22 protein-coding genes and 1 pseudogene are annotated in these 23,583 nt (G+C 65.3%); 10 read left to right on the top strand and 13 right to left on the bottom strand.

All coding sequences use genetic code 11. The features are described 5' to 3' along the window. Nucleotides 1-46: 46 nt before the first annotated feature. The 7 genes and pseudogenes from ccoM to B3E91_RS12070 form a co-directional block, all read right to left on the bottom strand. Nucleotides 47-163: a cytochrome c oxidase subunit CcoM gene (gene ccoM / locus B3E91_RS12100; protein WP_275937449.1), complete on the bottom strand. Its 117-nt coding sequence runs from the start codon at nucleotides 161-163 to the stop codon at nucleotides 47-49. Nucleotides 164-343: 180 nt separating this feature from the next. Then, nucleotides 344-499, bottom strand: coding sequence for a hypothetical protein (locus B3E91_RS12095; protein WP_282343359.1), 156 nt, complete (start codon nucleotides 497-499; stop codon nucleotides 344-346). 257 nt (nucleotides 500-756) lie between these two features. After that, nucleotides 757-3,177: pseudogene (locus tag B3E91_RS12090) on the bottom strand (TonB-dependent siderophore receptor). Nucleotides 3,178-3,243: 66 nt separating this feature from the next. Beyond that, complete coding sequence (locus B3E91_RS12085; RefSeq protein WP_287029687.1) at nucleotides 3,244-4,209, bottom strand: FecR domain-containing protein; 966 nt, start codon at nucleotides 4,207-4,209, stop codon at nucleotides 3,244-3,246. Next, nucleotides 4,206-4,715: a sigma-70 family RNA polymerase sigma factor gene (locus tag B3E91_RS12080; RefSeq protein WP_287029620.1), complete on the bottom strand. Its 510-nt coding sequence runs from the start codon at nucleotides 4,713-4,715 to the stop codon at nucleotides 4,206-4,208. Before B3E91_RS12080 ends, B3E91_RS12085 begins: the two co-directional genes overlap by 4 nt. A gap of 198 nt (nucleotides 4,716-4,913) precedes the next feature. Continuing rightward, nucleotides 4,914-5,519: an alpha-ketoglutarate-dependent dioxygenase AlkB family protein gene (locus B3E91_RS12075; RefSeq protein WP_287029685.1), complete on the bottom strand. Its 606-nt coding sequence runs from the start codon at nucleotides 5,517-5,519 to the stop codon at nucleotides 4,914-4,916. A 5-nt stretch (nucleotides 5,520-5,524) separates the two neighbouring features. Next, the gene (locus B3E91_RS12070; protein ID WP_273232857.1) at nucleotides 5,525-5,824 is read right to left on the bottom strand and encodes an aspartate-semialdehyde dehydrogenase; all 300 of its coding nucleotides are present in this window, start codon (nucleotides 5,822-5,824) and stop codon (nucleotides 5,525-5,527) included. A 191-nt stretch (nucleotides 5,825-6,015) separates the two neighbouring features. Here B3E91_RS12070 and rapA point away from each other — a divergent pair, with 191 nt between their 5' ends. Continuing rightward, entirely contained in the window at nucleotides 6,016-8,859 is a 2,844-nt protein-coding gene (rapA, locus tag B3E91_RS12065; protein ID WP_287029619.1) for an RNA polymerase-associated protein RapA, read from the top strand. Nucleotides 8,860-8,918: 59 nt separating this feature from the next. On the opposite strand, the gene B3E91_RS12060 is transcribed toward rapA, so the two are convergent. Continuing rightward, nucleotides 8,919-10,250, bottom strand: a complete 1,332-nt coding sequence (locus B3E91_RS12060; RefSeq protein WP_286786250.1) for a spinster family MFS transporter — start codon at nucleotides 10,248-10,250, stop codon at nucleotides 8,919-8,921. 236 nt (nucleotides 10,251-10,486) lie between these two features. On the opposite strand from B3E91_RS12060, the gene B3E91_RS12055 reads away from it, so the two are divergent. Then, nucleotides 10,487-12,676, top strand: coding sequence for a putative bifunctional diguanylate cyclase/phosphodiesterase (locus tag B3E91_RS12055; RefSeq protein ID WP_287029618.1), 2,190 nt, complete (start codon nucleotides 10,487-10,489; stop codon nucleotides 12,674-12,676). Here B3E91_RS12055 and B3E91_RS12050 read toward each other — a convergent pair. Genes B3E91_RS12050 through B3E91_RS12035 form a run of 4 tightly spaced genes read right to left on the bottom strand, consistent with a single transcriptional unit; the run spans nucleotide 12,650 to nucleotide 15,131 of the window. Beyond that, a complete protein-coding gene (locus B3E91_RS12050) occupies nucleotides 12,650-13,447 on the bottom strand; it encodes a hydroxypyruvate isomerase family protein (RefSeq protein ID WP_287029617.1) in 798 nt (265 codons plus the stop codon). The two genes, B3E91_RS12055 and B3E91_RS12050, sit on opposite strands and share 27 nt — an antisense overlap. After that, nucleotides 13,444-14,331, bottom strand: a complete 888-nt coding sequence (locus B3E91_RS12045) for an NAD(P)-dependent oxidoreductase (RefSeq protein WP_287029616.1) — start codon at nucleotides 14,329-14,331, stop codon at nucleotides 13,444-13,446. The genes B3E91_RS12050 and B3E91_RS12045 overlap by 4 nt, the downstream gene beginning before the upstream one ends. 53 nt (nucleotides 14,332-14,384) lie before the next feature. Then, on the bottom strand, nucleotides 14,385-14,759 hold the full coding sequence (locus tag B3E91_RS12040) for a DUF5064 family protein (protein ID WP_282343381.1): 375 nt from the start codon (nucleotides 14,757-14,759) through the stop codon (nucleotides 14,385-14,387). 51 nt (nucleotides 14,760-14,810) lie between these two features. After that, nucleotides 14,811-15,131 (bottom strand): DUF2288 domain-containing protein, encoded by a 321-nt coding sequence (locus tag B3E91_RS12035; RefSeq protein ID WP_273232868.1) that lies wholly within the window; start codon nucleotides 15,129-15,131, stop codon nucleotides 14,811-14,813. Nucleotides 15,132-15,504: 373 nt separating this feature from the next. Here B3E91_RS12035 and B3E91_RS12030 point away from each other — a divergent pair, with 373 nt between their 5' ends. From B3E91_RS12030 to B3E91_RS12010, 5 genes are all read left to right on the top strand, one after another. After that, a complete protein-coding gene (locus B3E91_RS12030; RefSeq protein ID WP_273232869.1) occupies nucleotides 15,505-16,626 on the top strand; it encodes a branched-chain amino acid ABC transporter substrate-binding protein in 1,122 nt (373 codons plus the stop codon). Nucleotides 16,627-16,744: 118 nt separating this feature from the next. Next, nucleotides 16,745-17,659: a high-affinity branched-chain amino acid ABC transporter permease LivH gene (gene livH / locus B3E91_RS12025; RefSeq protein ID WP_090228610.1), complete on the top strand. Its 915-nt coding sequence runs from the start codon at nucleotides 16,745-16,747 to the stop codon at nucleotides 17,657-17,659. Then, nucleotides 17,656-18,915, top strand: a complete 1,260-nt coding sequence (locus B3E91_RS12020; RefSeq protein ID WP_090228613.1) for a high-affinity branched-chain amino acid ABC transporter permease LivM — start codon at nucleotides 17,656-17,658, stop codon at nucleotides 18,913-18,915. Before livH ends, B3E91_RS12020 begins: the two co-directional genes overlap by 4 nt. Beyond that, nucleotides 18,912-19,679 carry a high-affinity branched-chain amino acid ABC transporter ATP-binding protein LivG gene (gene livG, locus B3E91_RS12015; RefSeq protein ID WP_090228615.1) on the top strand — a complete coding sequence of 256 codons (768 nt, stop codon included), beginning with the start codon at nucleotides 18,912-18,914 and terminating at the stop codon, nucleotides 19,677-19,679. The genes B3E91_RS12020 and livG overlap by 4 nt, the downstream gene beginning before the upstream one ends. Nucleotides 19,680-19,683: 4 nt before the next feature. After that, nucleotides 19,684-20,385: an ABC transporter ATP-binding protein gene (locus tag B3E91_RS12010; RefSeq protein ID WP_273232873.1), complete on the top strand. Its 702-nt coding sequence runs from the start codon at nucleotides 19,684-19,686 to the stop codon at nucleotides 20,383-20,385. 69 nt (nucleotides 20,386-20,454) lie between these two features. Here the strand turns inward: B3E91_RS12010 and B3E91_RS12005 are convergent, their stop codons facing one another. Further along, a complete protein-coding gene (locus tag B3E91_RS12005; RefSeq protein ID WP_287029612.1) occupies nucleotides 20,455-20,802 on the bottom strand; it encodes a DUF5629 family protein in 348 nt (115 codons plus the stop codon). 128 nt (nucleotides 20,803-20,930) lie between these two features. On the opposite strand from B3E91_RS12005, the gene B3E91_RS12000 reads away from it, so the two are divergent. The 3 genes from B3E91_RS12000 to ahpF all read left to right on the top strand — a co-directional run. Next, nucleotides 20,931-21,530 carry a short chain dehydrogenase gene (locus B3E91_RS12000; RefSeq protein ID WP_287029611.1) on the top strand — a complete coding sequence of 200 codons (600 nt, stop codon included), beginning with the start codon at nucleotides 20,931-20,933 and terminating at the stop codon, nucleotides 21,528-21,530. Between the two features lie 249 nt (nucleotides 21,531-21,779). Then, nucleotides 21,780-22,343 carry an alkyl hydroperoxide reductase subunit C gene (gene ahpC, locus B3E91_RS11995; RefSeq protein WP_090228623.1) on the top strand — a complete coding sequence of 188 codons (564 nt, stop codon included), beginning with the start codon at nucleotides 21,780-21,782 and terminating at the stop codon, nucleotides 22,341-22,343. Nucleotides 22,344-22,486: 143 nt separating this feature from the next. After that, on the top strand, nucleotides 22,487-23,583 hold a 1,097-nt coding region (gene ahpF, locus B3E91_RS11990), incomplete at its 3' end, for an alkyl hydroperoxide reductase subunit F (RefSeq protein ID WP_287029610.1).

Below are 23,583 nucleotides of genomic sequence, written 5' to 3'. Positions count from 1 at the left end.
GCGACCGAAGTCGCCCCAAGTGCCTTGCGTGCTCTTTAAAGAAGGATCAGTTTGCTTTTTGCTTCTTCGAATCCTTCCAGATGAAAAGTCCGAAACTGGTGCAGAAAACGACACAGAGTCCGACGATAAGCAGACCTGCGATTACCACTTCATCTAGAAACATGGATGGCCTCCTGCGATGGGGCGTTATGCTTGGATGGGTCCAAGATAGTCACCCTCGACGCGGGCAAAATTGATTTGAATCAAGTGCGGGGAAAGCCAATCCGACGGCTTCTTGGGGGAATGACCTGAGTCAAGCATTGGCGGATTGATGGGCGACCGATGGCCGCGGATGGCGGGGGTTCTAGCGTTTTTTCGGTTTGTTCTTCGGCTTCTTCTTTTTCGCCAGGGGCATCGCCTGCTCGAAGGCCTGACGCATTTCATCCAGGCGCTTGTCGCGCAGATCGTGGATGCGTTTGTCTCGCTCGGCGGCGAAGTCGATCAGCTTGTCATCGTTCATGTTGACCTCCCCCGTAGTACCTGTGCCGCCAAACGCCTTTTCGGTGCAATTTTCCAGCATTTTTATCGAGTTGTCTTCAATTGGCCGCTCAATCAGTCTTCAGGGCTGCGCGGCGCTACGCAGCCAGGGAAGTCGGTCGGAAACCATTAAGGATGATCTCCTTCCCGCCCCCTATACAGGGAACGGTATCCGCACAGACATGGAGTGAATGCGATTGCCGGTTAAGTGCCGGGGCAGCGCCCAGGCACTTGATGGATCTAGAAGCCGATCGTGGCCGAAAGGATGTAGGTACGCGGTGTGGCGAGCGTCAAACCTGGCTCGCTATCGTCCGAAGCGCCGGCGGAGATCCAGTCCCGCTCGTTCAGCAGGTTTTCGACAGTGCCGCGCAGGGTAATGGTCTTTCCATCGACCTTGAAGGCGTAGCGGGCGCCAACGTCATAGCGCGTCCAAGAGTCGATTTCCTTGGTGTTGGCCTGATCCAGATACTAGGAACTGCTGTAGATGCCACGGGCGGTGAGGGTTAGCCCCTGCAGCGCTGGCACGTCCCACTCGGCACCTAGGTTGGCGTTGTACTTGGGCGTGGCCGGGGCGCGGTTACCATCGTTGGCGCCACCGTTGTTGGTATCTTCCAGGTTGCTGTCGATGTACATCACACCGCCGAGCAGGCGGAAGCCATCGATGGGCTCGCCGAACAGGCTCAACTCGATACCGTCGTTCACCCGCTTGCCACTTGGGCCGAAGGTACCCTTTACACCAGAAGCGGGCGCATCACCTGTCTCATAGGCAGGCTGCTTGATGCGAAATGCTGCAGCGGTAATGGCGAACTTACCCATGTCGTATTTGGCACCGGCCTCAAGCTGGCGGCTGATGAAAGGGGGGAATATGTCGTCTTCGTTGCTGGCGGTCGAGGGAGCGATCTTGCCCTGGCTCAGCCCTTCCATGTAGTTGGCGTAAAGCGACAACTGATCGGTAGCCTTGAACAGCACGCCAACCGACGGCGAGAGTTTTTCCTCGTCGTAGGAGGTTTCGCCCTTGATGCCATTCTCCCAGTCGTCGACCTTCACCCGCTGCCAACGCGCGCCGAGCGTCAGGAGCATCCGATCCTCGAAAAAGCCCAGAGTGTCGGACAAGGCGACGCCGCTGAAGCGGTTCTCGGTGTAGACCTTTGCGTCGTTCCGGGTCCGCACGGTAGGTTCGGGCGTAGTGACCGGGTCGTAAAGATTGCCCGGGCGGTTGGCGTAACGCCCGCCACCGTTCTCGAAGTCCATCGAGAAATAGTCGGCAGCCAGATTCACCTCATGGCTCACTGTGCCGGTCCGGAACCATTTGCGCACACCAGCGTTGACCGTGCGTACGTCTTCGTCGCGGGTGAAGTCGCGGGGCTGGATGCTGAAGTCGCCCGCGGCATTGGTGATCGATACGTTGTGGCGCAGGAAGTCGTGGTTGCTCTTACGTGCCCCGACCGCGCCGTAAACCATCAGCGAGTCGTCGATGTCGTACTCGCCCCGTATCGCACCGAAGGTGTCGCGGGTCCGGGCTTTGGTCCAAGCCTGGGCATAGTTGTGGCGAACATCATCCGCCCTGGGCACGGGCGCATCGGCGCCTACCAGCACGCGCTCCTGGGGCGCATCGGTGTCGCGCTCGGTATGGCCTACATCCATCGACAGGCGCAGGCGTTCATCTCGGAAGTCCAGGCCGAGCACGGCCATCTCGCGGTCGACCTTCTGGTGATCCCACTCGGTATCGCCGGACTGCTTGACGCCGTTGAAGCGGATGCCGAAGCGGTTGTCATCGCCAAAGCGGCGGCCTACGTCCAGCGCGCCGCCCACCTGGCTGTCGGAGACATAGGTGCCGGTAAATTCGGTGATGGGCTTGTCGGTGGCGCGCTTGGGAACGATGTTGATGCCGCCGCCGACGCTACCGCGCGGCGATATGCCGTTGATCAGTTGAGTCGGGCCGCGAATGATGTCGACCCGGTCGGCCATCTCCATGTCGATGGAGTACGTCGGCATGATGCCGTAGAGGCCGCCGTAGGACACATCGCTGTTGAACAGGCTGAAGCCACGGATGGTGAATTGTTCGAAACGACCGCCCGCCGGATTGGTGGAGCGTACCGCCGGATCGCTGGCGGTCAGATCGGCCAGGGTGCGTGCCTGCTGATTCTTGACCGCCTCCGAAGTGTAGGTGGTCATGCTGAACGGCGTATCCATGAAGTCGCGCGAACCCAGCAAACCCTGCGAGCCGAGCCGGGCGACCTGGCCGCCGGCATAGGCCTGGCCGTCCGCCGGGCCGCTGGCAGCGATGACCGAAGCAGGCGCCAGTTGCAGCGCAGCGCCTTCCGCGACCGGAGCGAGGGTGTAGGCCTGCTCGCCGACGGGCACCAGTCGCAGGCCGGAGCCCAGCAGCAAGTGGGCGAAGCCCTCCTCGACGCCATACTGCCCGGAAAGACCGGCCGTGGTGCGTCCATTGACCAGCGCCGGGTCGACCGACAGGCTGACGCCTGCCTGCCCGGCAAAACGCGTCAGTGCGGAACCCAGGCTACCGGAAGGGACCTCGTAACTACGCAGCGGCGGCGTGTCTGCCCAACTGCTCGGGATGAATGGCGGGAGGGAACTCAGGGCCAGCAACAAGGCGAGATGCGACAGCGGGCTCGTACGAAAAGGCGGTGCAGCGGACATGGCAAGGCTCTCGTATTTTATTCACTTACCGGGAATGACCGGTGAGCTGAAAAAAAGGGACGGGCTTTACGCACTGTTCTTCTGCGTGAAGGCTTTGCGAGACCGCAGAGTTACCCAGTAACGGCTACGCATCTGCACCTCGACCGGCAGGCTGGCAGCCAGTAACGAAAGGATCTGGTCGGTGTCGTCGAGACGGAATGTGCCGGTGACACGAAGGCTTTCGAGCTCGGGCTCCCAGCGCAACAGGCCGGCGCGATAACGGCTCAGTTCGCGCAGGAAGTCACCCAGGGCCTGGTCCTGCGCCGTCAGTACGCCCTCGCGCCAACCGGGCGCGGAAACGTCGAAGACGCCAATCGGCCCTGCCCCGTTCAACGCCAGACGGACCTGCTGACCTGCATGCAAATCCATCGACACGCCCCGCAACGGCCCCAACTGAACCGAGCCGCTGAGCACCGACACCTGGCAATCGCTGGAATTGAGCCGTACACAGACCGCGCTCCGACCTACGAGGATGCGCCCATATGGCGCCTCGATGGCCAGTGCCGCGTTGCCCGGTACGCTCAGCGCAATTTCGCCACGCAGCAGCGTCACGACGCCGCTGCCCAGGTCCAGATTCACGGCACTGTCCGTGTTGAGTTGCAGCAGGCTACCTGCGGCCAGCGGTAGCTTACGGAGTTCACCGGTGGAGGTGTGGAGGTCGGCGCGCCAGACATCCAGCGGCAATTGCCGACTCAGCAGCCAGGCTGCAGGAACCACCGCGGCAATGCCCAAGGCTCGCTTGAGCAGCGCGCGACGGCCCTGGTCCGGTCGGTCCAGAGTGGACATTGCCAGCCCCGACGGCAGGCCGCAGAAGCGCTCGCGCAGTTGGCGAGCCTTCTGCCAGGCGCGCTCGTGGGTACTGGAACTCTTACGCCAGCTCTGCAACTCCGGGTGATCGTCCTCGCAGGTGCCCGCCGACTCCAGCAGCGCCAACCACTGTGCCGCCTGGCGTATTACCTCGCGATCCTCGTTCGAGGGCACTCGGCGCGTCACCATTCCACCAGCAGGCAATGCTCGTAGGCCTGGGCCATGTAGCGTTTGACGGTGCGCTCCGAAACCTCCAGGCGTTCGGCAATATCGCGGTAGCCAAGGCCGTCGAGCTGACTCAATAGAAAGGCGCGGCGCACCTGGGCCTGCAGCCCGTCGAGCAGCTCATCGAGCGCGTGCAACGTTTCCAGCAGCAGCCAGCGTTGTTCCGCAGACGGCACGCTGTCTTCAGGCATTTGCGCCAGGGCTTCGAGATAGGCGTGTTCCAGGCTGCGTCGAGCGTAGAAGTTGCTCAACAGGCGTTTGCCCACGGTGAGCAGATAAGCCCTGGGCTCGCGCATGTCGGCGATTTTCTGGGAGCTGGAGAGCACCCGCAGAAAGGTATCCTGGCTGAGGTCCGCCGCATCCCAGGCGTTGCCCATTCGCCGGCGCAGCCAGCTTTCCAGCCAGCCATGGTGGTCGCGGTACAAGGCATCAAGGGACCGCTCCGTCGACGTCACTGCTTCAGTCATCTCAAGGAACCCGGGCGACGGATATCAAATGAGAGTGATTCTAATTAGTGAGTCGAACGAAAACCAAGTGCTTTTCGAAAGGTGCCGCACGCCCGCTTCGACCGCCGCTCCCGGCGAGCCCCATCGGGTGACTTGACGGGGCGCCCGCTCATGCCGGCTACGCAGGAAACCTCCGCGTCGTGCCGCGCATCCATCAGGCTACCGGTGCTCGGGCAGCACGTGACGGAAGGTGAGATTGAGGCGGGGCGCGCAGGCCTTGCGCGTTTTCGCCACCTGGTGCTGCCAATGATGCTGCGTCGTACCGCCCATCACCAGTAGCGAACCGTGGCCGAGGGCCAGCGAATGTTCGATGCGGCTCTGCCCCTTGCGGCGCAGGTCGAAGCGTCTCGCGCCGCCCAGGTTCAGCGAGGCGATCACGGGATTGCGCCCCAGGTAGCCCTCGTCATCGGCGTGCCAGCCCATGGAGTCCTGGCCATCGCGGTAGTGGTTGATCAGCACGCCATTGAACGCTTGCCCCGCGGCCTCTTCGACGCGCCGGCGGATCTGCGCGAGCAACGGCGTCCAGCTCGACGCGCGATGGGTCAGCCCGGAATAGCTGAGGTGAACGCCGGGATCGGCATACCAGGCGACCAGTCGCGGAACCGGCAGGCGCCGGCCATGCACCTGCACGATCGGTTGTTCCCAGGGCGTATCGCGCATCAGCGCCTGCAGCCAGGCGTCGGCGGTTTCGGCGTCCAGCCAGCCCGGCTGGTAGCGCAGATCGGCGTCGGCCAGTTGCAGCGCAACATCGGCGAACAGGTCCATGCCGCTCAAACTTCTACATCCACCCACAGGCCCTGGCGCGGCAGGGCTTCCACCGCCTCGGCATCGGCTTCGTCGACGTTGCCCTCCGCCAGCTCGGCGGCGCTGTAGGCACGGCGGCGCTGACGCCGGCGCTGCTCCTCGCGCAGCAGCTCCTCGGTTTCCTGCGGGTGGCGCCTGTCCAGCGCCACCGCGTCCTCGGCGGAGGTCTGCTGCACCGGCGCGACGGCGGGAACCACGGGACGTTGCACGACCGGGTCCGGCTGGGTGGCGACCGGCAACATGGTTGGGGTTATCGGCGATAGCATCTTCAATCCCTCCTTGCGATGTCTGTCGGCGCGCGGCCGGCTACCTTTAGCCAGGCGGCTGTCCTTTCGTCGTTGCAACGCGTTTGCAGCACCTTGGACTGTGCCTGAATCGGCAAGTGCCGTCGCCCTGCGCCGGTCCTTCCGTTAAGATAACCGGCTTTTTCGAAGCGATTTCTCAGACGGAGAGCGGCATGGCGCAGCAGTATCAACCGGGGCAACGCTGGATCAGCGACAGCGAAGCAGAGCTGGGACTCGGCACGGTCATCTCCCAGGACGGTCGCCTGCTCACCGTGGTCTACCCGGCCACCGGCGACACCCGCCAGTATGCCCTGCGCAGCGCGCCGCTCACGCGCGTGCGCTTCGCCCCCGGCGACGAAATCACCCACTTCGAAGGCTGGAAGCTGACCGTGCGCGAAGTCGAGACCGTCGATGGCCTGCTGGTCTATCACGGGCTCGACGAGCAGAACCAGGCGCAGACGCTGCCGGAAACCCAGCTGTCCAACTTCATCCAGTTCCGCCTGGCCAGCGACCGCCTGTTCGCCGGGCAGATCGACCCGCTGAACTGGTTCGCCCTGCGTTACCACACCCTCGAACACCAGAGCCGCGTGCTGCAATCCTCGCTGTGGGGCCTGGGCGGCGCGCGTGCGCAACCGATCGCTCACCAATTGCACATCGCCCGTGAAGTCGCAGACCGCATCGCCCCACGCGTCCTGCTGGCTGACGAAGTGGGCCTGGGCAAGACCATCGAGGCCGGCCTGGTGATCCATCGCCAGTTGCTTAGCGGGCGCGCCAACCGCGTGCTGATCCTGGTTCCGGAAAACCTCCAGCACCAGTGGCTGGTGGAAATGCGCCGGCGCTTCAACCTGCAGGTGGCGCTGTTCGACGGCGAGCGCTTCGCCGAGAGCGATGCCAGCAACCCGTTCGAGGACACCCAGCTCGCCCTGGTTTCCCTGGAGTGGCTAGTGCGCAGCGAGAAGGCCCAGGACGCCGCGTTCGCCGCCGGCTGGGACCTGATGGTGGTCGACGAGGCGCACCATCTGGTCTGGCATCCGGAGAAGGCCAGCCCCGAGTACGCGCTGGTCGAACAGCTGGCCGAAGTGATTCCCGGCGTGCTGCTGCTCACCGCGACACCGGAGCAGCTTGGCCAGGACAGCCATTTCGCGCGCCTGCGCCTGCTCGACCCGAACCGTTTCCACGACCTGGAAGCGTTCCGCGCCGAGAGCGCCAACTACCGGCCGATCGCCGAGGCGGTGCAGGAGCTGCTGGAGAACGGCCGTCTTTCGCCGGCCGCGCAGACCACCATCGGCGGTTTCCTCGGCGCGGAGGGCGAAGCGCTGATCGCCGCCATCAGCGACGGCGACATCGACGCCAGCGGCCGCCTGGTCCGCGAGCTGCTCGACCGCCACGGCACCGGCCGCGTGCTGTTCCGCAACACCCGCGCCGCGGTCCAGGGCTTTCCCGAGCGCCAGCTGCACCCGTATCCGCTGCCCAATCCGGACCTGTACATGGAGCTGCCGCTCGGCGAACAGGCCGAGCTGTATCCGGAACTCAGCTACCAGGCGCAGCCGGACGCCGGCGAAGAGCGCTGGTGGCGCTTCGACCCGCGCGTCGAGTGGCTGATCGACACGCTGAAGATGCTGAAGAAATTCAAGGTACTGGTGATCTGCGCCCACGCCGAGACCGCGCTCGACCTGGAGGACGCCCTGCGCGTGCGCTCCGGCATTCCGACCACGGTGTTCCACGAAGGCATGAACATCCTCGAACGCGACCGCGCCGCCGCCTATTTCGCCGACGAGGAATTCGGTGCGCAGGTACTGATCTGCTCGGAAATCGGCAGCGAGGGCCGCAACTTCCAGTTCAGCCATCACCTGGTGCTGTTCGACCTGCCGGCGCATCCGGACCTGCTCGAGCAGCGCATCGGCCGCCTCGACCGGATCGGCCAGAAGCACGTCATCCAGCTGCACGTGCCCTATCTGGAAAACAGCGCGCAGGAGCGCCTGTTCCAGTGGTACCACCAGGCGCTGAACGCCTTCCTCGCCACCTGCCCTACCGGCAATGCCCTGCAGCACCAGTTCGGCCCGCGCCTGCTGCCGCTGCTCGAAGGCGGCGACGATGGCGAATGGCAGGCGCTGGTGGACGAAGCGCGCGCCGAGCGCGAGCGCCTCGAAGGCGAACTGCATTCCGGCCGCGACCGCCTGCTGGAACTGAACTCCGGCGGTGCCGGCGAAGGTGTCGCGCTGGTCGAGGCGATCGAGGAGCAGGACGACCAGTACAGCCTGCCGATCTACATGGAAGAGCTGTTCGACGCATTCGGCATCGACAGCGAGGACCACTCCGAGAACGCCCTCGTGCTGCGCCCCAGCGAGAAGATGCTGGACGCCAGCTTCCCGCTCGGCGACGACGAGGCGGTCACCGTGACCTACGACCGCAACCAGGCGCTGGCCCGCGAGGACATGCAGTTCCTCACCTGGGAACACCCCATGGTGCAGGGCGGCATGGACCTGGTGCTGGCCGGCTCGATGGGCAACACCGCGGTGGCGCTGATCAAGAACAAGGCGCTGAAACCCGGCACCGTGCTGCTCGAACTGCTGTTCGTCAGCGAAGTGGTGGCGCCCCGTGCGCTGCAGCTCGGGCGCTTCCTGCCGCCGGTGGCGCTGCGCTGCCTGCTCGACGGCAATGGCAATGACCTGGCCTCCAAGGTCGCCTTCGAGACCCTCAACGATCAGCTCGAAAGCGTGCCGCGGGCCAGCGCCAACAAGTTCATCCAGGCCCAGCGCGACGTGCTCGGCCCGCAGATCAACGCCGCCGAGGCGAAGGTCAGCCCGCGCCACATCGAACGCGTCGAACAGGCCAAGCACCGCCTGATGGCCGAACTGGACGAGGAGCTGGCGCGCATGGTGGCGCTGCAGGCGGTCAACCCGAGCGTGCGCGACAGCGAGATCGATGCGCTGCGCCACCAGCGCGAGGAAGGCCTGGCCTGCCTCGACAAGGCCGCGCTGCGCCTGGAGGCGATCCGCGTGCTGGTCGCCGGCTGAGGCGCCAGCCCGGAAACGAAAAAGGCCCGCAGATGCGGGCCTTTTTTTCGTCGTGCCGATCAGGCCGCCGGGGCGGCGGCCACCAATCCGGCCTGCATCGCACGCGAGTCGCGGGCGAAGCTGCGCATCGCCTGGAGCAGGCAGAGCATGGTGACGAACAGCGCCGAGGGGATCAGGTACATGGCGTTGTGCAGACCGACCGCCTTGAACGCCTCGCTCATCTGGCTGGCGCCGGCGGCGTGCATCGCGGCCTGAGCGAAGTAGTCGGAGAGGACGCCGACGACCAATGGGCCGAGGCCGCCGCCGAGCAGGTACAGGCCGGCGAAGAACAGCGCCATCGCGGTGGCGCGCAGGCGCGGCTCGATGACGTCCTGGATCGCCGTGTAGACGCAGGTGTAGAAGTTGTAGGAGAACAGCCAGCCGATGCTGTAGACGGTGATGAACAGGCCGATCTCGATGCGCCCGGAGAACAGCGCGAAACCGGTGGCCACCGCCGCCACCAGCATGCTCACCGCGGCGAACATCAAGCGCCCGCGCTCGGATTTCTGGTGGAACCGGTCCGCCACCCAGCCGCCCAGCGTCAGGCCGATCAGGCCAGTCACGCCGACGATCACCCCGGTCGCCACTGCCGCCTGCTGCAACGGCAGCAGGAAGTAGCGCATCAGCATCGGCACCATGAACGAGTTGCAGGCGTAGGTGGCGAAGTTGAACGCCAGGCCGGCCAGCGTCAGCCACCAGAAGGTGCGGATCACCAGCACCTTGCGCAGCGGTTTCTCCACCGGCGCGGCATCCACCTTGACCGTCTCCGCCGCGCCGCGTGCCGGCTCCTTGATCAGGAACATGAACGCCGCCAGCAGCAGGCCAGGCACGGCGGCGATGAAGAACGGCGCGCGCCAGCTGTCGAACGCCTCGACCATTGCACCAATGGTGAAGAACGCCAGCAGCAGCCCCAGCGGCAGGCCGAGCATGAAGATGCCCATGGCGCGGGCACGCCTGTGCGCGGGGAACAGGTCGCCGATCAGCGAGTTAGCGGCCGGCGCGTAGCTGGCCTCGCCGATGCCGATGCCCATGCGGATCAGCAGGAAGCTCCAGAAATTCCAGGCCAGGCCGTTGATCGCGGTAAGACCGCTCCAGGCCGCCAGGCCCCAGCCCATGATCTTGCGCCGCGCGCCGGTGTCGGCCATGCGCCCCAGCGGCACGCCGGCGATGGCATAGACGAGGGTGAAGGCGGTGCCGATCAGGCCCAGCTGGAGGTCACTGAGGCCCCACTCGTGGCGGATCGGCTCGATGATGATCGCCGGGATGGTGCGATCGAAGAAGTTGAACAGGTTGGCGAGGAACAGCAGGAACAGGATGCGCCAGGCATTCGCCGCTTGCGTGGAGGGCTGCATGGGTCGGTCTCTCTTGTTGTTATAACTTCCCTGGTCATACCGCGGCCCAGGCGCCTGACTGCAATCTAAGACGGCAGGCCCCGGGTGTCTGCGACCATTCGCGGGTGTTATGTCAGCAAATGCGACAGCCTTGCAGTTGCTGCGATATAACGACGATTCTCTGGCGTCGTTTATTTGAACAAAGAAACCGCCACACGCTCTAAGGGCAAGCGTCCCCGCCTGGAGTCCCGATCAACATGGAATCGCCCGGTCTTGCAGCCCTGTTCAACCTGCCCAGGGAGGGAATGGTCGCGCTGCACTGCATGCACAACGGCTGGCTGGTGATGCTCGCCTTCATCGTCGCCACGGCAGCGGGATTCACCACTCTGGGCATCACCGAGCGCATGGTGCATGCGCGGCGGCGGCGCGGGCGCCTGACCTGGGGCGTACTGGGCGCGCTGTGCATGGCCGGCGGCATCTGGTCGCTGCATTTTCTCTGCATGCTGGCCTTCCGCGCGCCGATTCCGATCCACTACACGCTGCCGGCGACCCTCGCTTCGCTGATCATCGCGCTGATCACCGCGGCGCTGACGATGTTCACCCTGAACAAACCGGCATTGCCGATGCGGCGTTACGTGGTGTCGGCGGTCTGCATCGGCCTGGGCATCTCCGCCATGCACTACAGCGGCATGCTGTCGATCGTCTCCCCGGCCAGCCAGCATTACGACCCGCGCCTCTTCGTCCTTTCGCTGATACTGGCCGTCGCCGCCAGCCTGGTGATCCTGCTGCTGGCCATGCACTTCCGCCGGCGCACCACGTCCCGCCAGCGCCTGCTCAAGCTCGGTGCCAGTGCACTGGTGGCGCTGGCGATCCTTTCCATGCACTTCACCGGGATGCACGCGATGACGCTGGCGGTGCCGGAAGGCACGCCGCTCCAGTTGCAGCCGGCGAACGACACCCTGCAACTCGGCCTCAGCATCGGCCTGATCACACTGATGATCATCGTCATCAGCCTCGGTGCGGCCTGGACCAACCGCAAGCTGCAAAGCAAGGAGCGCGACCTGCGCCGGGTCAACGCGCTGCTGCGCAAGCTCGACCATGCCCAGGCGTCGCTGAAGAAGGCGGCGCACCACGACGCGCTGACCAACCTGCTCAACCGTCGCGGCTTCAACGCGCTGTTCGCCGAGAAGCTCGAGGAACACTCCGAACAACGCCGCGACATGGCGGTGATGTTCCTCGACATCGACCACTTCAAGCGGATCAACGACAGCCTCGGGCACGACGCCGGCGACGAACTGCTGCAGGTGATCGCCCAGCGCATCCGCAGCGCGGTGCGCGAGGGCGACGCCATCGCCCGCTTCGGCGGCGACGAGTTCTGCATCCTCGCCAGCCTCGAGCAGCAGGACGACGCGCGCCTGCTGGCGCAACGGGTGATGCAGACCATGAAGGAGCCGATCGCCCTCGCCGGGCGCAGCATGGTGATGACCACCAGCATCGGCATCAGCCTGTTCCCGCAGGACGGCGACGCTTGCGACGAGTTGCTCAAGCACGCGGACATGGCGCTCTATCAATCCAAGGGCAGCGGGCGCAACCACTTCACCTTCTTCAGCGAACGGCTGCGCAGCAAGGCGTCGTTCGAGCTGGAACTGGAGGAGGACCTGCGCAAGGCGCTGGCGCGCGACGAGGGGCTGCAGCTGTTCTACCAGCCGATCGTCGACCTGCGCAGCGGCCGCACCACCAAGCTCGAAGCCCTGGTGCGCTGGCAGCATCCGCAGCACGGCATGCTCTCGCCGGACCGCTTCATCGGCATCGCCGAGGCCAACGGTTTCATCACCGAACTGGATGGCTGGGTGCTGCGCCGCGCCTGCCACGACGTCGCCCGTTTGCAGGCGCGCGGTCATCCGCCGCTGATCGTCACGGTGAACTGCTCGGCGCTGAACCTCGCCCACGAACAGCTCCCCGACGAGGTCGATCAGGCCTTGCGCCAGTCCGGATTGCAGCCGCGGATGCTGGAACTGGAGGTGACCGAAAACGCGCTGATGAGCAACATCAATCGGGCGATCTCGCTGCTCCAGGAGATCCGCCAGCTCGGCGTGTCCCTGGCGATCGACGACTTCGGCACCGGCTATTCGTCGCTCGCCTACCTCAAGCGCCTGCCGATCAACACGGTGAAGATCGACCGCTCGTTCATCCAGGACCTGGCGGCGACCGAGGAGGACCGGCAGATCATCCAGGCGATCCTGGCAATGGCCCACGCGCTGCGCCTGCAGGTGGTCGCCGAGGGCGTCGAGACGCAGGAGCAGGTGAGCTTCCTGCGCGACCAGGGCTGCGATTTCATGCAGGGCTTCCTGTTCTGCCGGCCGCTGCCGATGGCGCAACTGGAGAGTTTCCTCGCCGATCGGCCGGAGTTGCCGCTGCCGTTATCCGGGCAGATCAGCCTGGTCTGAGCGCCAGCTCGGCAGCCAACCGAGGGAATCCACGGTTGCCCCGCCCGGCCGGTATTCCGCCGCCAGCCAGCCGCGGTAGCCGCTGCGGCGCAGCGCCTGCAACGCCGAAGCGAAATCCAGCGTGCCGCTGCCAGGCTCGTGGCGGCCGGGGCAATCGGCGAACTGTACATGGCCGATACGCTCGCCGAGCGCCTCGATCCCGGCGGCCGGGTCGAGACCCTGGCGCGCCATGTGATAGAGATCGAACTGCGCGCGGAAATTCTCGTGCGCCACCGCCTCGAGCAGCGCCTGCAGGTGCTCCGGGGTGTTGATCAGGAAGCCGGGCATGTCCAGCGGATTGATCGCCTCGGCGAGCACGCCGATGCCCAGCTCGGCGAACGCCTCGGCGGTGCGGCGCAGGTTCGCCGTCAGCGTCTGCAACGCCAGCTCGCGGGGAACGCCCTCGGCCAGGCGCCCGGCCAGCACGTTCACCCAGCGCGGGCGCAGCACCCGGGCGTAATCCAGCGCCAGGCGCAGGGCCTCGTCGAACTCGGCCTGGCGCTGCGGCAGCGCGGCCAGGCCCGGGCCGCCCTGCATCAGGTCGCCTGCCGGCAGATTGAACAGCAGCAGCGGCAGGCCGACAGCGTCGAGGGCATCCTTGAAATCCTGCGCCGACACCTCGTAGGGAAACTGCACCTCGACGCCGTCGAAACACGCCGCGGCGGCGGCCTCGATGCGCTCCAGCAGCGGCAACTCGGTGAACAGCAGGGACAGGTTCGCGGCGATCTTCATGCCTCCAACTCCCGGTAGTGCTCGATCAGGGTGGCCAAATCGCGAGCCAGGTAACCGTGGCCGCCGTGCAGGCGCATCAGTTGCGCGCCGAGGCCGCTCATGGGCGTCGCCGAGCCCTGCTCGCGGGACAGTTTCACCGCCGTGTCGAGGTCCTTGAGCAAGGTGCGCACGTGCCAGCGGATCGGCTCGAAGCGCCGTTCGGCCATCTGCGGGGCGAGAATCTGCAGCGGTTTCGAGTCGGCGAAGCCGCCGGCCAGCGCGGGTGCCAGCAGCGTGGCATCGACGCCCGAGCGCTCGGCCAGGGCCACCACCTCGGCGATCACCAGGGCGTTGCAGGCGACGATCATCTGGTTGCAGACCTTGGTCACCTGGCCGGCGCCGACGTCGCCCATATGGGTCAGGCGCTGGCCGAGGTGCGCCAGGATCGGCCGCAGCTGCTCGATGTCCGCCGCCTCGCCGCCGGCCATGATCGTCAGGCTGCCGGCCTCGGCGCCCACGGTGCCGCCGGAAACCGGCGCATCGACCCAGCGCATGCCGGTGCGCGAGGCCAGTTCGGCGGCGATCTGCCGGGTCTCGGCTGGATCGAGGCTGGAAAAATCCACCAGCAGTTGGCCGGGCTGCGCGCCCTCGACGATACCGCCGGCGCCGAACACCACGTCGCGCACCGCCGCGGTATCGCTCAGGCAGAGCATCACGACGTCGCTACCGGCGCAGAGCGCGGCGGGGCCATCGACGACCATCGCGCCGGCCGCGGCCAGGGCTTCGGTCTTGTCCGGGCTGCGGTTCCATACCCGCAGCGGATAGCCGGCCGCCAGCAGGCGGCGACTCATGGGCTGGCCCATCAGGCCTGTGCCGGCGAAGGCGAGCTTCGGCAACGCGCTCATCTAAAGGTGCTCCTGCAAGCGTCGGACGTCAGCCCGGTCCGGGCTGGCGCCGCTCAAAGACCGTCCTGGCCGAGGTGATCGAGGTTCATCGGCTCGCCGGGCTTGAGATCGAGCAGCCGGCGGATGTCGGCGAACATCGCGTCGAAATCCTTGTGATCGACGAACACGCTGCCGAAATGCGGATGCCTGCCATGCTGCTCGGCGATCCGGCTGATCTTGGTGGCGAAATTGAAGGCGTCGTCGCGGTGAAGCTCGAAGGTCTCCTCGAAGGCCTTGCCGTCCACGTCGCCCTTCATGAGCATGTGCAGCATCTGCCCTTCCTGCGCGTCACTGCGTACCTCGTAGTGCACGTCGATGGAGAACTCCTGCCCGTCCGGCATACCCGGGAAGCTGAGGTGGTGCAGATGCAGATGGCCCGATTCGAACATGTGGTGCTCCCGTAAGGCATAAAGGATCGGACTGTCTGCCCGTGGATAGTTTCAGTGCCTGGCACCCTGCCCGAGGTCGCGTTCCTGCACCAGCACCCAGGGCGCCACCACCACCGCCCAGAGCGGCGGATCGCGGGCGACCAGGTCTTCGGCGAGGGCGTCCTCGATCTTGCCCAGCGCACCGTCTCGCATCCATGCACCGACCTTTTCGCCGTCGTCCTCGGCCACGGCCTGGGCGACTTCCACCAGGTCCAGCGCGGGCGCGACCCAGAGCAGCGCGCCACGGGCGAAAAAAGGCTGCAGCTCGGCCCAGCCGATTGCTGCGGTTTCGCCGAGAAGCTTGGCGTAGAGCGTTTCGTCGGAGCCGGTCATGGACTCACCTGTGGCTGTCGCGGAGACGAATGATAATGCCCAGGGCGCAGCGCGCCAAACCGTCGCGGCTGGCGCGCGATGAGCTGCGCGGCCTGCGCAACGGCGTGCCCCGGCCTCGCCCCGCTCCCGATGTTCCGGTCAGATCTATGCAAACAGCATGCGAGACGAGGAATTTGCGGCGGAATTTTGTACACTTGTTGCGTTTAGGCGACACCCCTCCGTTCCGCTTGGCGCCCTGGCTTTCAAGCCGTCGACGCCCGCCTTACACTGTACCGGTACAGTTGTACGGGCATGACCCGGAGGGTCTACCGTTCGGTTCCACGGCCTGCCGCGCAGAGCCGACACAACCAAAACACCAGAGAGTGGAGCACCAATGAACAAGGCTACCAAGCAGCTTTCCAAACTGTTCGCCGCCATGGCCCTGGCCGGCGCTGCCAGCTATTCCGTTGCCGCCGACACCATCAAGATCGCCCTCGCCGGCCCCGTGACCGGCCCGGTCGCCCAGTACGGTGAAATGCAGTTCATCGGCGCCAAGATGGCGATCGAGCAGATCAACAAGGCCGGCGGCGTCAACGGCGAGCAACTCGAAGGCGTGGTCTACGACGATGCCTGCGACCCGAAACAAGCGGTCGCCGTGGCCAACAAGATCGTCAACGACGACGTGAAATTCGTCGTCGGCCACCTGTGCTCCAGCTCCACCCAGCCGGCTTCGGACATCTACGAAGACGAAGGCATCATGATGGTCACCCCGGCCGCCACCAGCCCGGAAATCACCGCGCGCGGCTACAAGCTGATCTTCCGCACCATCGGCCTGGACAGCTTGCAGGGCCCGACCGCCGGCGCCTTCATCGCCGACCACGTCAAGCCGAAAGTGGTTGCCGTGATCCATGACAAGCAGCAATACGGCGAAGGCATCGCCACCGCCGTCAAGCAGACCCTGGAGGCCAAGGGCGTCAAGGTCGCGATGTTCGAAGGCATCAACTCCGGCGACAAGGACTTCTCCTCGCTGATCGCCAAGCTGAAGCAGGCCAACGTCGACTTCGTCTACTACGGCGGCTACCACCCGGAACTCGGCCTGCTGCTGCGCCAGACCAGTGAAAAAGGCCTGAAGGTCAAGTTCATGGGTCCGGAAGGCGTGGGCAACAAGGAAATCTCGGCGATCGCCGGCCCGGCTTCCGAGGGCCTGCTGGTCACCCTGCCGAAATCCTTCGACCAGGATCCGAAGAACCAGGCGCTGGTCGAGGCCTTCAAGGCGAAGAACCAGGACCCGACCGGTCCGTTCGTGTTCCCGGCCTACGCCGCGGTCCAGGTGATCGCCGAAGGCATCAAGAAAGCCGGCAGCACCGACACCGACAAGGTCGCCGCAGCGCTGCGCGCCAACAGCTTCGACACCCCGACCGGCAGCCTCGGCTTCGACGAGAAGGGCGACCTGAAGGACTTCAGCTTCGTGGTCTACGAATGGCACCAGGACGGTACCAAGACCGAAGCCAAGTAAGCGTCACGCTTGAAACCCAAAGCCCACTGCGTTCGCGCAGTGGGCTTTGTCTATCCGCATGTTCCGGACATCCACGCGTCACGAGCGCCGCAGTACGGGATGTTCCAGGAGTCAGGTAATGCCCGAGCTCTACCACTACCTTCAGCAGCTGGTTAACGGTCTCACCGTTGGCAGCACCTATGCCCTGATCGCCATCGGCTACACCATGGTCTACGGCATCATCGGCATGATCAACTTCGCCCACGGCGAGGTGTACATGATCGGTTCCTACGTGGCGTTCATGGCCATCGCCGGCCTCGCCATGTTCGGCATCCACAGCCTGCCCATCGTGATGATCGCGGCCTTCGCCGCCAGCGTCATCGTCACCAGTGCGTATGGCTACAGCATCGAACGGGTCGCCTACCGGCCGCTGCGCGGCAGCAACCGGCTGATCCCGCTGATCTCGGCGATCGGCATGTCGATCTTCCTGCAGAACGAGGTCCTGCTGACCCAGGACTCGAAGGACAAGGCGATCCCCAACCTGATCCCCGGCAACCTGGTGCTCGGCGACAACGGCGTGACGATCTCCTACATGCAGATCCTGATCTTCGTCGTCACCACCCTGACCATGCTCGGGTTGACGCTGTTCATCTCGCGTTCGCGCCTCGGCCGCGCCTGCCGCGCCTGCGCCGAAGACATCAAGATGGCCAACCTGCTGGGCATCAACACCAACAACATCATCGCCCTGACCTTCGTCATCGGCGCCGCCCTGGCGGCGGTCGCGGCGGTGCTGCTGGGCCTGCAATACGGCGTGATCAACCCGCACCTGGGCTTCCTCGCCGGGATCAAGGCGTTCACCGCCGCGGTGCTCGGCGGTATCGGCAGCATCCCCGGCGCCATGCTCGGCGGGCTGGTGCTGGGCGTCGCCGAAGCCTTCGGCGCCGACCTGTTCGGCGACCAGTACAAGGACGTCGTCGCCTTCAGCCTGCTGGTTCTCGTTCTGTTGTTCCGGCCGACCGGCATCCTGGGCCGCCCGGAGGTTGAAAAAGTATGACCGCACACAAACTCAAGACCGCGTTCTTCAGTGCCCTGCTGGTGATCGCCGTGGCCTACCCGGTGCTCGGCCTCAAGCTGACCACCGTGGGCATCGGCCTGCAGGTGCATGGCGCCAGCGCCACCACCCTGTGGATCATCGCCGGCTGCGCCGTGGCGATGTTCGTCTGGCAGCTGTTCCGCCATCACCTGGCCGCCGGCTGGGCCGCCAGCCCGAACCTGCCGAGCGTACCGGCCGGTGCCGGCAACTTCCTCACCCTGCCGTCGACGCAGCGCTGGATCATCCTGGCGCTGGTCATGCTCGCGCTGGTCTGGCCGTTCTTCGGCTCGCGCGGCGCGGTGGACATCGCCACGCTGATCCTGATCTACGTGATGCTCGGCCTCGGCCTGAACATCGTCGTCGGCCTCGCCGGCCTGCTCGACCTCGGCTACGTGGGCTTCTACGCCGTCGGCGCGTACAGCTACGCGCTGCTGTCGAGCTACTACGGCTTCGGCTTCTGGACCTGCCTGCCGATCGCCGGGGCGATGGCCGCGCTGTTCGGCTTCCTGCTCGGTTTCCCGGTACTGCGCCTGCGCGGCGACTACCTGGCCATCGTCACCCTGGGCTTCGGCGAGATCATCCGCATCCTGCTGCGCAACCTGACCAGCATCACCGGCGGCCCCAACGGCATCAGCAACATCGAGAAGCCGACGCTGTTCGGCCTCTCCTTCGAGCGCAAGGCCGCCGAGGGCATGCAGACCTTCCACGAGTACTTCGGCCTGGCCTACAACTCGATCAACAAGGTGATCTTCCTCTACCTGATCGCCCTGCTGCTGGTGCTGCTGACCCTGTTCGTGATCAACCGCCTGCTGCGCATGCCCATCGGCCGCGCCTGGGAAGCGCTGCGCGAGGACGAGATCGCCTGCCGCGCGCTGGGCCTGAACCCCACCGCGATCAAGCTCTCGGCGTTCACCCTCGGCGCCTGCTTCGCCGGTTTCGCCGGCAGCTTCTTCGCCGCCCGCCAGGGTCTGGTGACGCCGGAATCCTTCACCTTCATCGAGTCGGCGATCATCCTCGCCATCGTCGTGCTCGGCGGCATGGGTTCGCAGCTGGGGGTGATCCTCGCCGCCATCGTGATGATCCTGCTGCCCGAGCTGATGCGTGAGTTCAGCGAGTACCGCATGCTGATGTTCGGCGCCCTGATGGTGCTGATGATGATCTGGCGTCCGCAGGGCCTGCTGCCCATGCAGCGTCCCCACCTGGAGTTGAAACGATGAGCCAGCCGATTCTTGAAGTGAGCGGGCTGTCCATGCGTTTCGGCGGCCTGCTGGCCGTCAACGGGGTGAACCTGCGCGTCGAGGAAAAACAGGTGGTCTCGATGATCGGCCCGAACGGCGCCGGCAAGACCACCGTGTTCAACTGCCTGACCGGTTTCTACAAGCCGACTTCCGGCAGCATCCGCCTCGCCGGCGAGCAGATCGAAGGCCTGCCGGGCCATCACATCGCGCGCAAGGGCGTGGTGCGGACGTTCCAGAACGTGCGCCTGTTCAAGGACATGACCGCCGTGGAAAACCTGCTGGTGGCGCAGCATCGCCACCTCAACACCAACTTCCTCGCCGGCCTGCTGAAGACGCCGGGCTACCGCCGCAGCGAGCGCGAGGCGATGGATTTCGCCGCGCACTGGCTGGAACGGGTCAACCTGACCGACGTCGCCAACCGCCCGGCGGGCACCCTCGCCTACGGCCAGCAGCGCCGCCTGGAGATCGCCCGCTGCATGATGACGCGCCCGCGCATCCTGATGCTCGACGAGCCGGCCGCCGGCCTCAACCCGCGGGAAACCGAAGACCTCAAGCAACTGATCGGCGTGCTGCGCGACGAGCACAACGTCACCGTGCTGCTGATCGAGCACGACATGCACCTGGTGATGAGCATTTCCGACCACATCTTCGTGATCAACCAGGGCACGCCCCTGGCCGACGGCACGCCGGCGCAGGTCCGCGACAACCCGGACGTGATCAAAGCCTATCTGGGGGAGGCGTAATCCAATGCTGTATTTCGATAACGTGTCCACCTTCTACGGCAAGATCCAGGCGCTGCACGGCGTCAGCGTGGAAGTCCGCAAGGGCGAGATCGTCACCCTGATCGGGGCCAACGGCGCCGGCAAATCCACCCTGCTGATGACCCTCTGCGGCACGCCGCAGGCCACCAGCGGCAGCATTCGCTACGAAGGCGAGGAACTGGTCGGCCTGGAAACCCCGCAGATCATGCGCAAGAGCATCGCCGTCGTGCCGGAAGGCCGCCGCGTGTTCGCCCGCCTGACCGTCGAGGAAAACCTCGCCATGGGCGGCTTCTTCGGCAGCAAGGCGGACAACCAGCAGCAACTGGACAAGGTGCTGCACCTGTTCCCGCGGCTCAAGGAACGCCTGGCGCAGCGCGCCGGCACCATGTCCGGCGGCGAGCAGCAGATGCTCGCCATCGGCCGTGCGCTGATGAGCAAGCCCAAGCTGCTGCTGCTCGACGAACCGTCGCTGGGCCTGGCGCCGATCATCATCCAGCAGATCTTCGACATCATCGAACAGCTGCGCGAAGACGGCGTGACCGTGTTCCTCGTCGAGCAGAACGCCAACCAGGCGCTCAAGCTCGCCGACCGCGGCTACGTGCTGGAGAACGGCCGGATCGTCATGCAGGGCAGCGGCCAGGAACTGCTGCACGACCCGAAGGTGCGCGACGCCTACCTCGGCGGCTAAGCCTGCCAGAACGAAAAACCGCCCTTCGGGGCGGTTTTTTCATGCGCGCTGTCAGGCGGCTCGCGTTTTCTACGCGTCGTTGCTGGCGTCGTCTTCTTCGGCGTCGCTGTCGTCGCCACCGAATGCCGCCAGGCACACCAGCCGGTGTTCGCCATCGGCGTCGGCGACGCGCCAGCTGTCACTCGGCGCATCGAAGGTGGCGGCCCGTACCTGCACGGAAGAGAAGCGCCAGACGCGGCGAGTACGGCCGTCCATGCACTCGATGCTCAGCAGGCTGTCGGCGTCGGCGAAGACGCCCTGGGCGACCTGCGCCAGCGCCGCCTCGTCCAGCGCGAACTGCCAGGCGTGCAGGTCGTCGATCAGCAGCATGTCGGCGGTTTCCAGGGCGGTCAGCAGCGTCGGTGTTTCCGTAGTCATGGGGGTCATCGTCGGCAAAAGGAGCGCACATGATAGCGCCTGCGCAGTGCCCACTGCCGCGCAGGCGCTCACCGCCGTGCCCGGCTTGCGCCTACACTGGGTGCCCATCCCCCGACAGGAGCAGCTCCATGAAGATCATCCTCATCGGCGCCAGCGGCACCCTCGGCAAGGCGATCGATGCCGAACTCGCCCCGCGCCACGAGATCGTCCGGGTCGGCCGCAGCAACGGCGACCATCAGGTCGACATCACCGATACGGCCTCGATCGGTCGGTTGTTCGAGCAGATCGGCCGGTTCGATGCGCTGGTCAGCGCGGTAGGCAAGGTGCACTTCGGCGCGCTGGCCGAGATGGGCGAGGAACAGTTCGCCGTCGGCCTGCGCGACAAGCTGATGGGCCAGGTCAACCTGCTGCTGATCGGCCGCGAGTTCGCCAACGACGGCGCGTCCTTCACCTTCACCTCGGGCATCATCAGCGACGAGCCGATCCGTTTTGGCAGCTCGGCGAGCCTGGTCAACGCCGCGATCGACGGTTTCGTCCGCGGCGCGGCGATCGAGCTGCCCCGCGGCCTGCGCGTCAACGCCGTAAGCCCGACGGTGGTCGAGGAGTCGATGGAGGTGTACGCCAGCTATTTCCGCGGCTTCAAGCCGATCCCCGCGGCGGAAGCGGCGCTGGCCTACGCGAAGAGCGTCGAGGGCGCGCAGACCGGGCAGGTCTACAAGCCGCGCTGACGAACATCGGGGTCTTGGGAGTGTCACACCCAGACATGACAATCCCCGATGGAACGGAGCGGCCCCCTGCGGGCCGTTTTCGCTGCTGGCGTGTTGCGGGCGACTGGTCGATCATGTTCTTCGCGCGCGAGGCGCCGCTGCATAGAGTCAGCCAATGACAGTCATCGCCTCAATCAATTAAAACTTTCCCGCCAACCTCGTTAGGATGGCGACATCAAATTTTCCAAACCCCCTGAAGGAGCTCCACTGATGTCTCTGATTAACACTCAAGTCCAGCCTTTCAAAGTCAACGCATTCCACAACGGCAAGTTCATCGAAGTCACCGAGGAATCCCTCAAAGGCAAGTGGTCGGTACTGATCTTCATGCCGGCTGCCTTCACCTTCAACTGCCCGACCGAGATCGAAGACGCCGCCAACAACTACGCCGAGTTCCAGAAGGCCGGTACCGAGGTGTACATCGTCACCACCGATACCCACTTCTCGCACAAGGTATGGCACGAAACTTCGCCGGCCGTTGGCAAGGCTCAGTTCCCGCTGATCGGTGACCCGACCCACCAACTGACCAACGCCTTCGGCGTGCACATTCCGGAAGAAGGCCTGGCCCTGCGCGGCACCTTCCTGATCAACCCGGAAGGCGTGATCAAGACCGTGGAAATCCACTCCAACGAGATCGCTCGTGACGTGTCGGAAACCCTGCGCAAACTGAAAGCCGCCCAGTACACCGCCGCTCACCCGGGCGAAGTCTGCCCGGCCAAGTGGAAAGAAGGCGAGAAGACCCTGGCTCCGTCGCTGGACCTGGTCGGCAAAATCTAAATCGAGCGCTCGTCAGGTCGTCGTTGACCCCTGACAAACCGTTCCAAGCGCCACGAGGTTAAACGTCTCAAGGTGCCCGACGCCCGGGTGCGATCCGCCCGGGCGTTCTTTTCTCAAAATTCAGCAAAAGGGAAACCGCCGCCATGTTGGACGACAATCTTAAAACCCAGTTGAAGGCCTACCTCGAAAAGGTCACCCAGCCGTTCGAGATCGTCGCGTCCCTCGATGACAGCGCGAAATCTCAGGAAACCCTCGGCCTGCTGCAGGACATCGTCAGCCTGACCGACAAGATCACCCTCAAGACCGATGGCGCGGACGCCCGCAAGCCGTCGTTCTCGCTCAACCGTCCCAACGGCAACATCAGCCTGCGTTTCGCCGGCCTGCCGATGGGCCACGAATTCACCTCGCTGGTCCTCGCCCTGTTGCAGGTTGGCGGCCACCCGTCTAAGGCCACGGCTGAAACCCTCGAGCAGATCAAGGGCCTGGAAGGCGAATTCAACTTCGAGACCTACTTCTCGCTGTCCTGCCAGAACTGCCCGGACGTGGTCCAGGCGCTGAACCTGATGGCCGTGCTCAACCCGAACATCCGCCATGTCGCCATCGACGGAGCGCTGTTCCAGGACGAAGTCAACGACCGCCAGATCATGTCGGTGCCAAGCATCTACCTGAACGGCGAGCTGTTCGGCCAGGGCCGCATGGACGTCGAGCAGATCCTCGCCAAGATCGACACCGGCGCCTCGGCCCGCGACGCCGAGAAGCTCAACGCCAAGGAAGCCTTTGACGTGCTGGTCATCGGCGGTGGCCCGGCCGGCGCCGCGGCGGCGATCTACGCCGCGCGCAAGGGCATCCGCACCGGTGTCGCCGCCGAGCGCTTCGGCGGTCAGGTGCTGGACACCATGGCCATCGAGAACTTCATCTCCGTGCAGGAGACCGAAGGGCCGAAGCTGGCACGCGCGCTGGAAGAGCACGTGCGTCAGTACGAGGTCGACATCATGAACCTGCAGCGCGCCAGCCAGCTGATCCCGGCCAGCGGCGAAGGTGCCCTGCACGAAGTGAAGTTCGAGAGCGGTGCCAGCCTCAAGGCGAAGACCGTGATCCTCTCCACCGGCGCCCGCTGGAGGGAAATGAACGTGCCCGGCGAGCAGGAATACCGTAACAAGGGCGTGGCCTACTGCCCGCACTGCGACGGTCCGCTGTTCAAGGGCAAGCGCGTGGCGGTGATCGGCGGCGGCAACTCCGG

It is taken from the genome of Pseudomonas sp. UBA6310 (genome assembly GCF_002438225.1).
GTDB classification, from domain to species: domain Bacteria; phylum Pseudomonadota; class Gammaproteobacteria; order Pseudomonadales; family Pseudomonadaceae; genus Pseudomonas_O; species Pseudomonas_O kuykendallii.
Note: the sequence above shows the minus strand (reverse complement) of the source record. Positions and strands in the feature narration are given on the sequence as shown.

Bases quoted from the DNA above. Each gene is read 5' to 3' on its own strand.
- ccoM (WP_275937449.1), bottom strand. From the start codon at position 163: ATGTTTCTAGATGAAGTGGTAATCGCAGGTCTGCTTATCGTCGGACTC.
- B3E91_RS12095 (WP_282343359.1), bottom strand. From the start codon at position 499: ATGAACGATGACAAGCTGATCGACTTCGCCGCCGAGCGAGACAAACGC.
- B3E91_RS12080 (WP_287029620.1), bottom strand. From the start codon at position 4,715: ATGACTGAAGCAGTGACGTCGACGGAGCGGTCCCTTGATGCCTTGTAC.
- B3E91_RS12075 (WP_287029685.1), bottom strand. From the start codon at position 5,519: ATGGACCTGTTCGCCGATGTTGCGCTGCAACTGGCCGACGCCGATCTG.
- B3E91_RS12070 (WP_273232857.1), bottom strand. From the start codon at position 5,824: ATGCTATCGCCGATAACCCCAACCATGTTGCCGGTCGCCACCCAGCCG.
- rapA (WP_287029619.1), top strand. From the start codon at position 6,016: ATGGCGCAGCAGTATCAACCGGGGCAACGCTGGATCAGCGACAGCGAA.
- B3E91_RS12060 (WP_286786250.1), bottom strand. From the start codon at position 10,250: ATGCAGCCCTCCACGCAAGCGGCGAATGCCTGGCGCATCCTGTTCCTG.
- B3E91_RS12055 (WP_287029618.1), top strand. From the start codon at position 10,487: ATGGAATCGCCCGGTCTTGCAGCCCTGTTCAACCTGCCCAGGGAGGGA.
- B3E91_RS12050 (WP_287029617.1), bottom strand. From the start codon at position 13,447: ATGAAGATCGCCGCGAACCTGTCCCTGCTGTTCACCGAGTTGCCGCTG.
- B3E91_RS12045 (WP_287029616.1), bottom strand. From the start codon at position 14,331: ATGAGCGCGTTGCCGAAGCTCGCCTTCGCCGGCACAGGCCTGATGGGC.
- B3E91_RS12040 (WP_282343381.1), bottom strand. From the start codon at position 14,759: ATGTTCGAATCGGGCCATCTGCATCTGCACCACCTCAGCTTCCCGGGT.
- B3E91_RS12035 (WP_273232868.1), bottom strand. From the start codon at position 15,131: ATGACCGGCTCCGACGAAACGCTCTACGCCAAGCTTCTCGGCGAAACC.
- B3E91_RS12030 (WP_273232869.1), top strand. From the start codon at position 15,505: ATGAACAAGGCTACCAAGCAGCTTTCCAAACTGTTCGCCGCCATGGCC.
- livH (WP_090228610.1), top strand. From the start codon at position 16,745: ATGCCCGAGCTCTACCACTACCTTCAGCAGCTGGTTAACGGTCTCACC.
- B3E91_RS12020 (WP_090228613.1), top strand. From the start codon at position 17,656: ATGACCGCACACAAACTCAAGACCGCGTTCTTCAGTGCCCTGCTGGTG.
- livG (WP_090228615.1), top strand. From the start codon at position 18,912: ATGAGCCAGCCGATTCTTGAAGTGAGCGGGCTGTCCATGCGTTTCGGC.
- B3E91_RS12010 (WP_273232873.1), top strand. From the start codon at position 19,684: ATGCTGTATTTCGATAACGTGTCCACCTTCTACGGCAAGATCCAGGCG.
- B3E91_RS12005 (WP_287029612.1), bottom strand. From the start codon at position 20,802: ATGACTACGGAAACACCGACGCTGCTGACCGCCCTGGAAACCGCCGAC.
- B3E91_RS12000 (WP_287029611.1), top strand. From the start codon at position 20,931: ATGAAGATCATCCTCATCGGCGCCAGCGGCACCCTCGGCAAGGCGATC.
- ahpC (WP_090228623.1), top strand. From the start codon at position 21,780: ATGTCTCTGATTAACACTCAAGTCCAGCCTTTCAAAGTCAACGCATTC.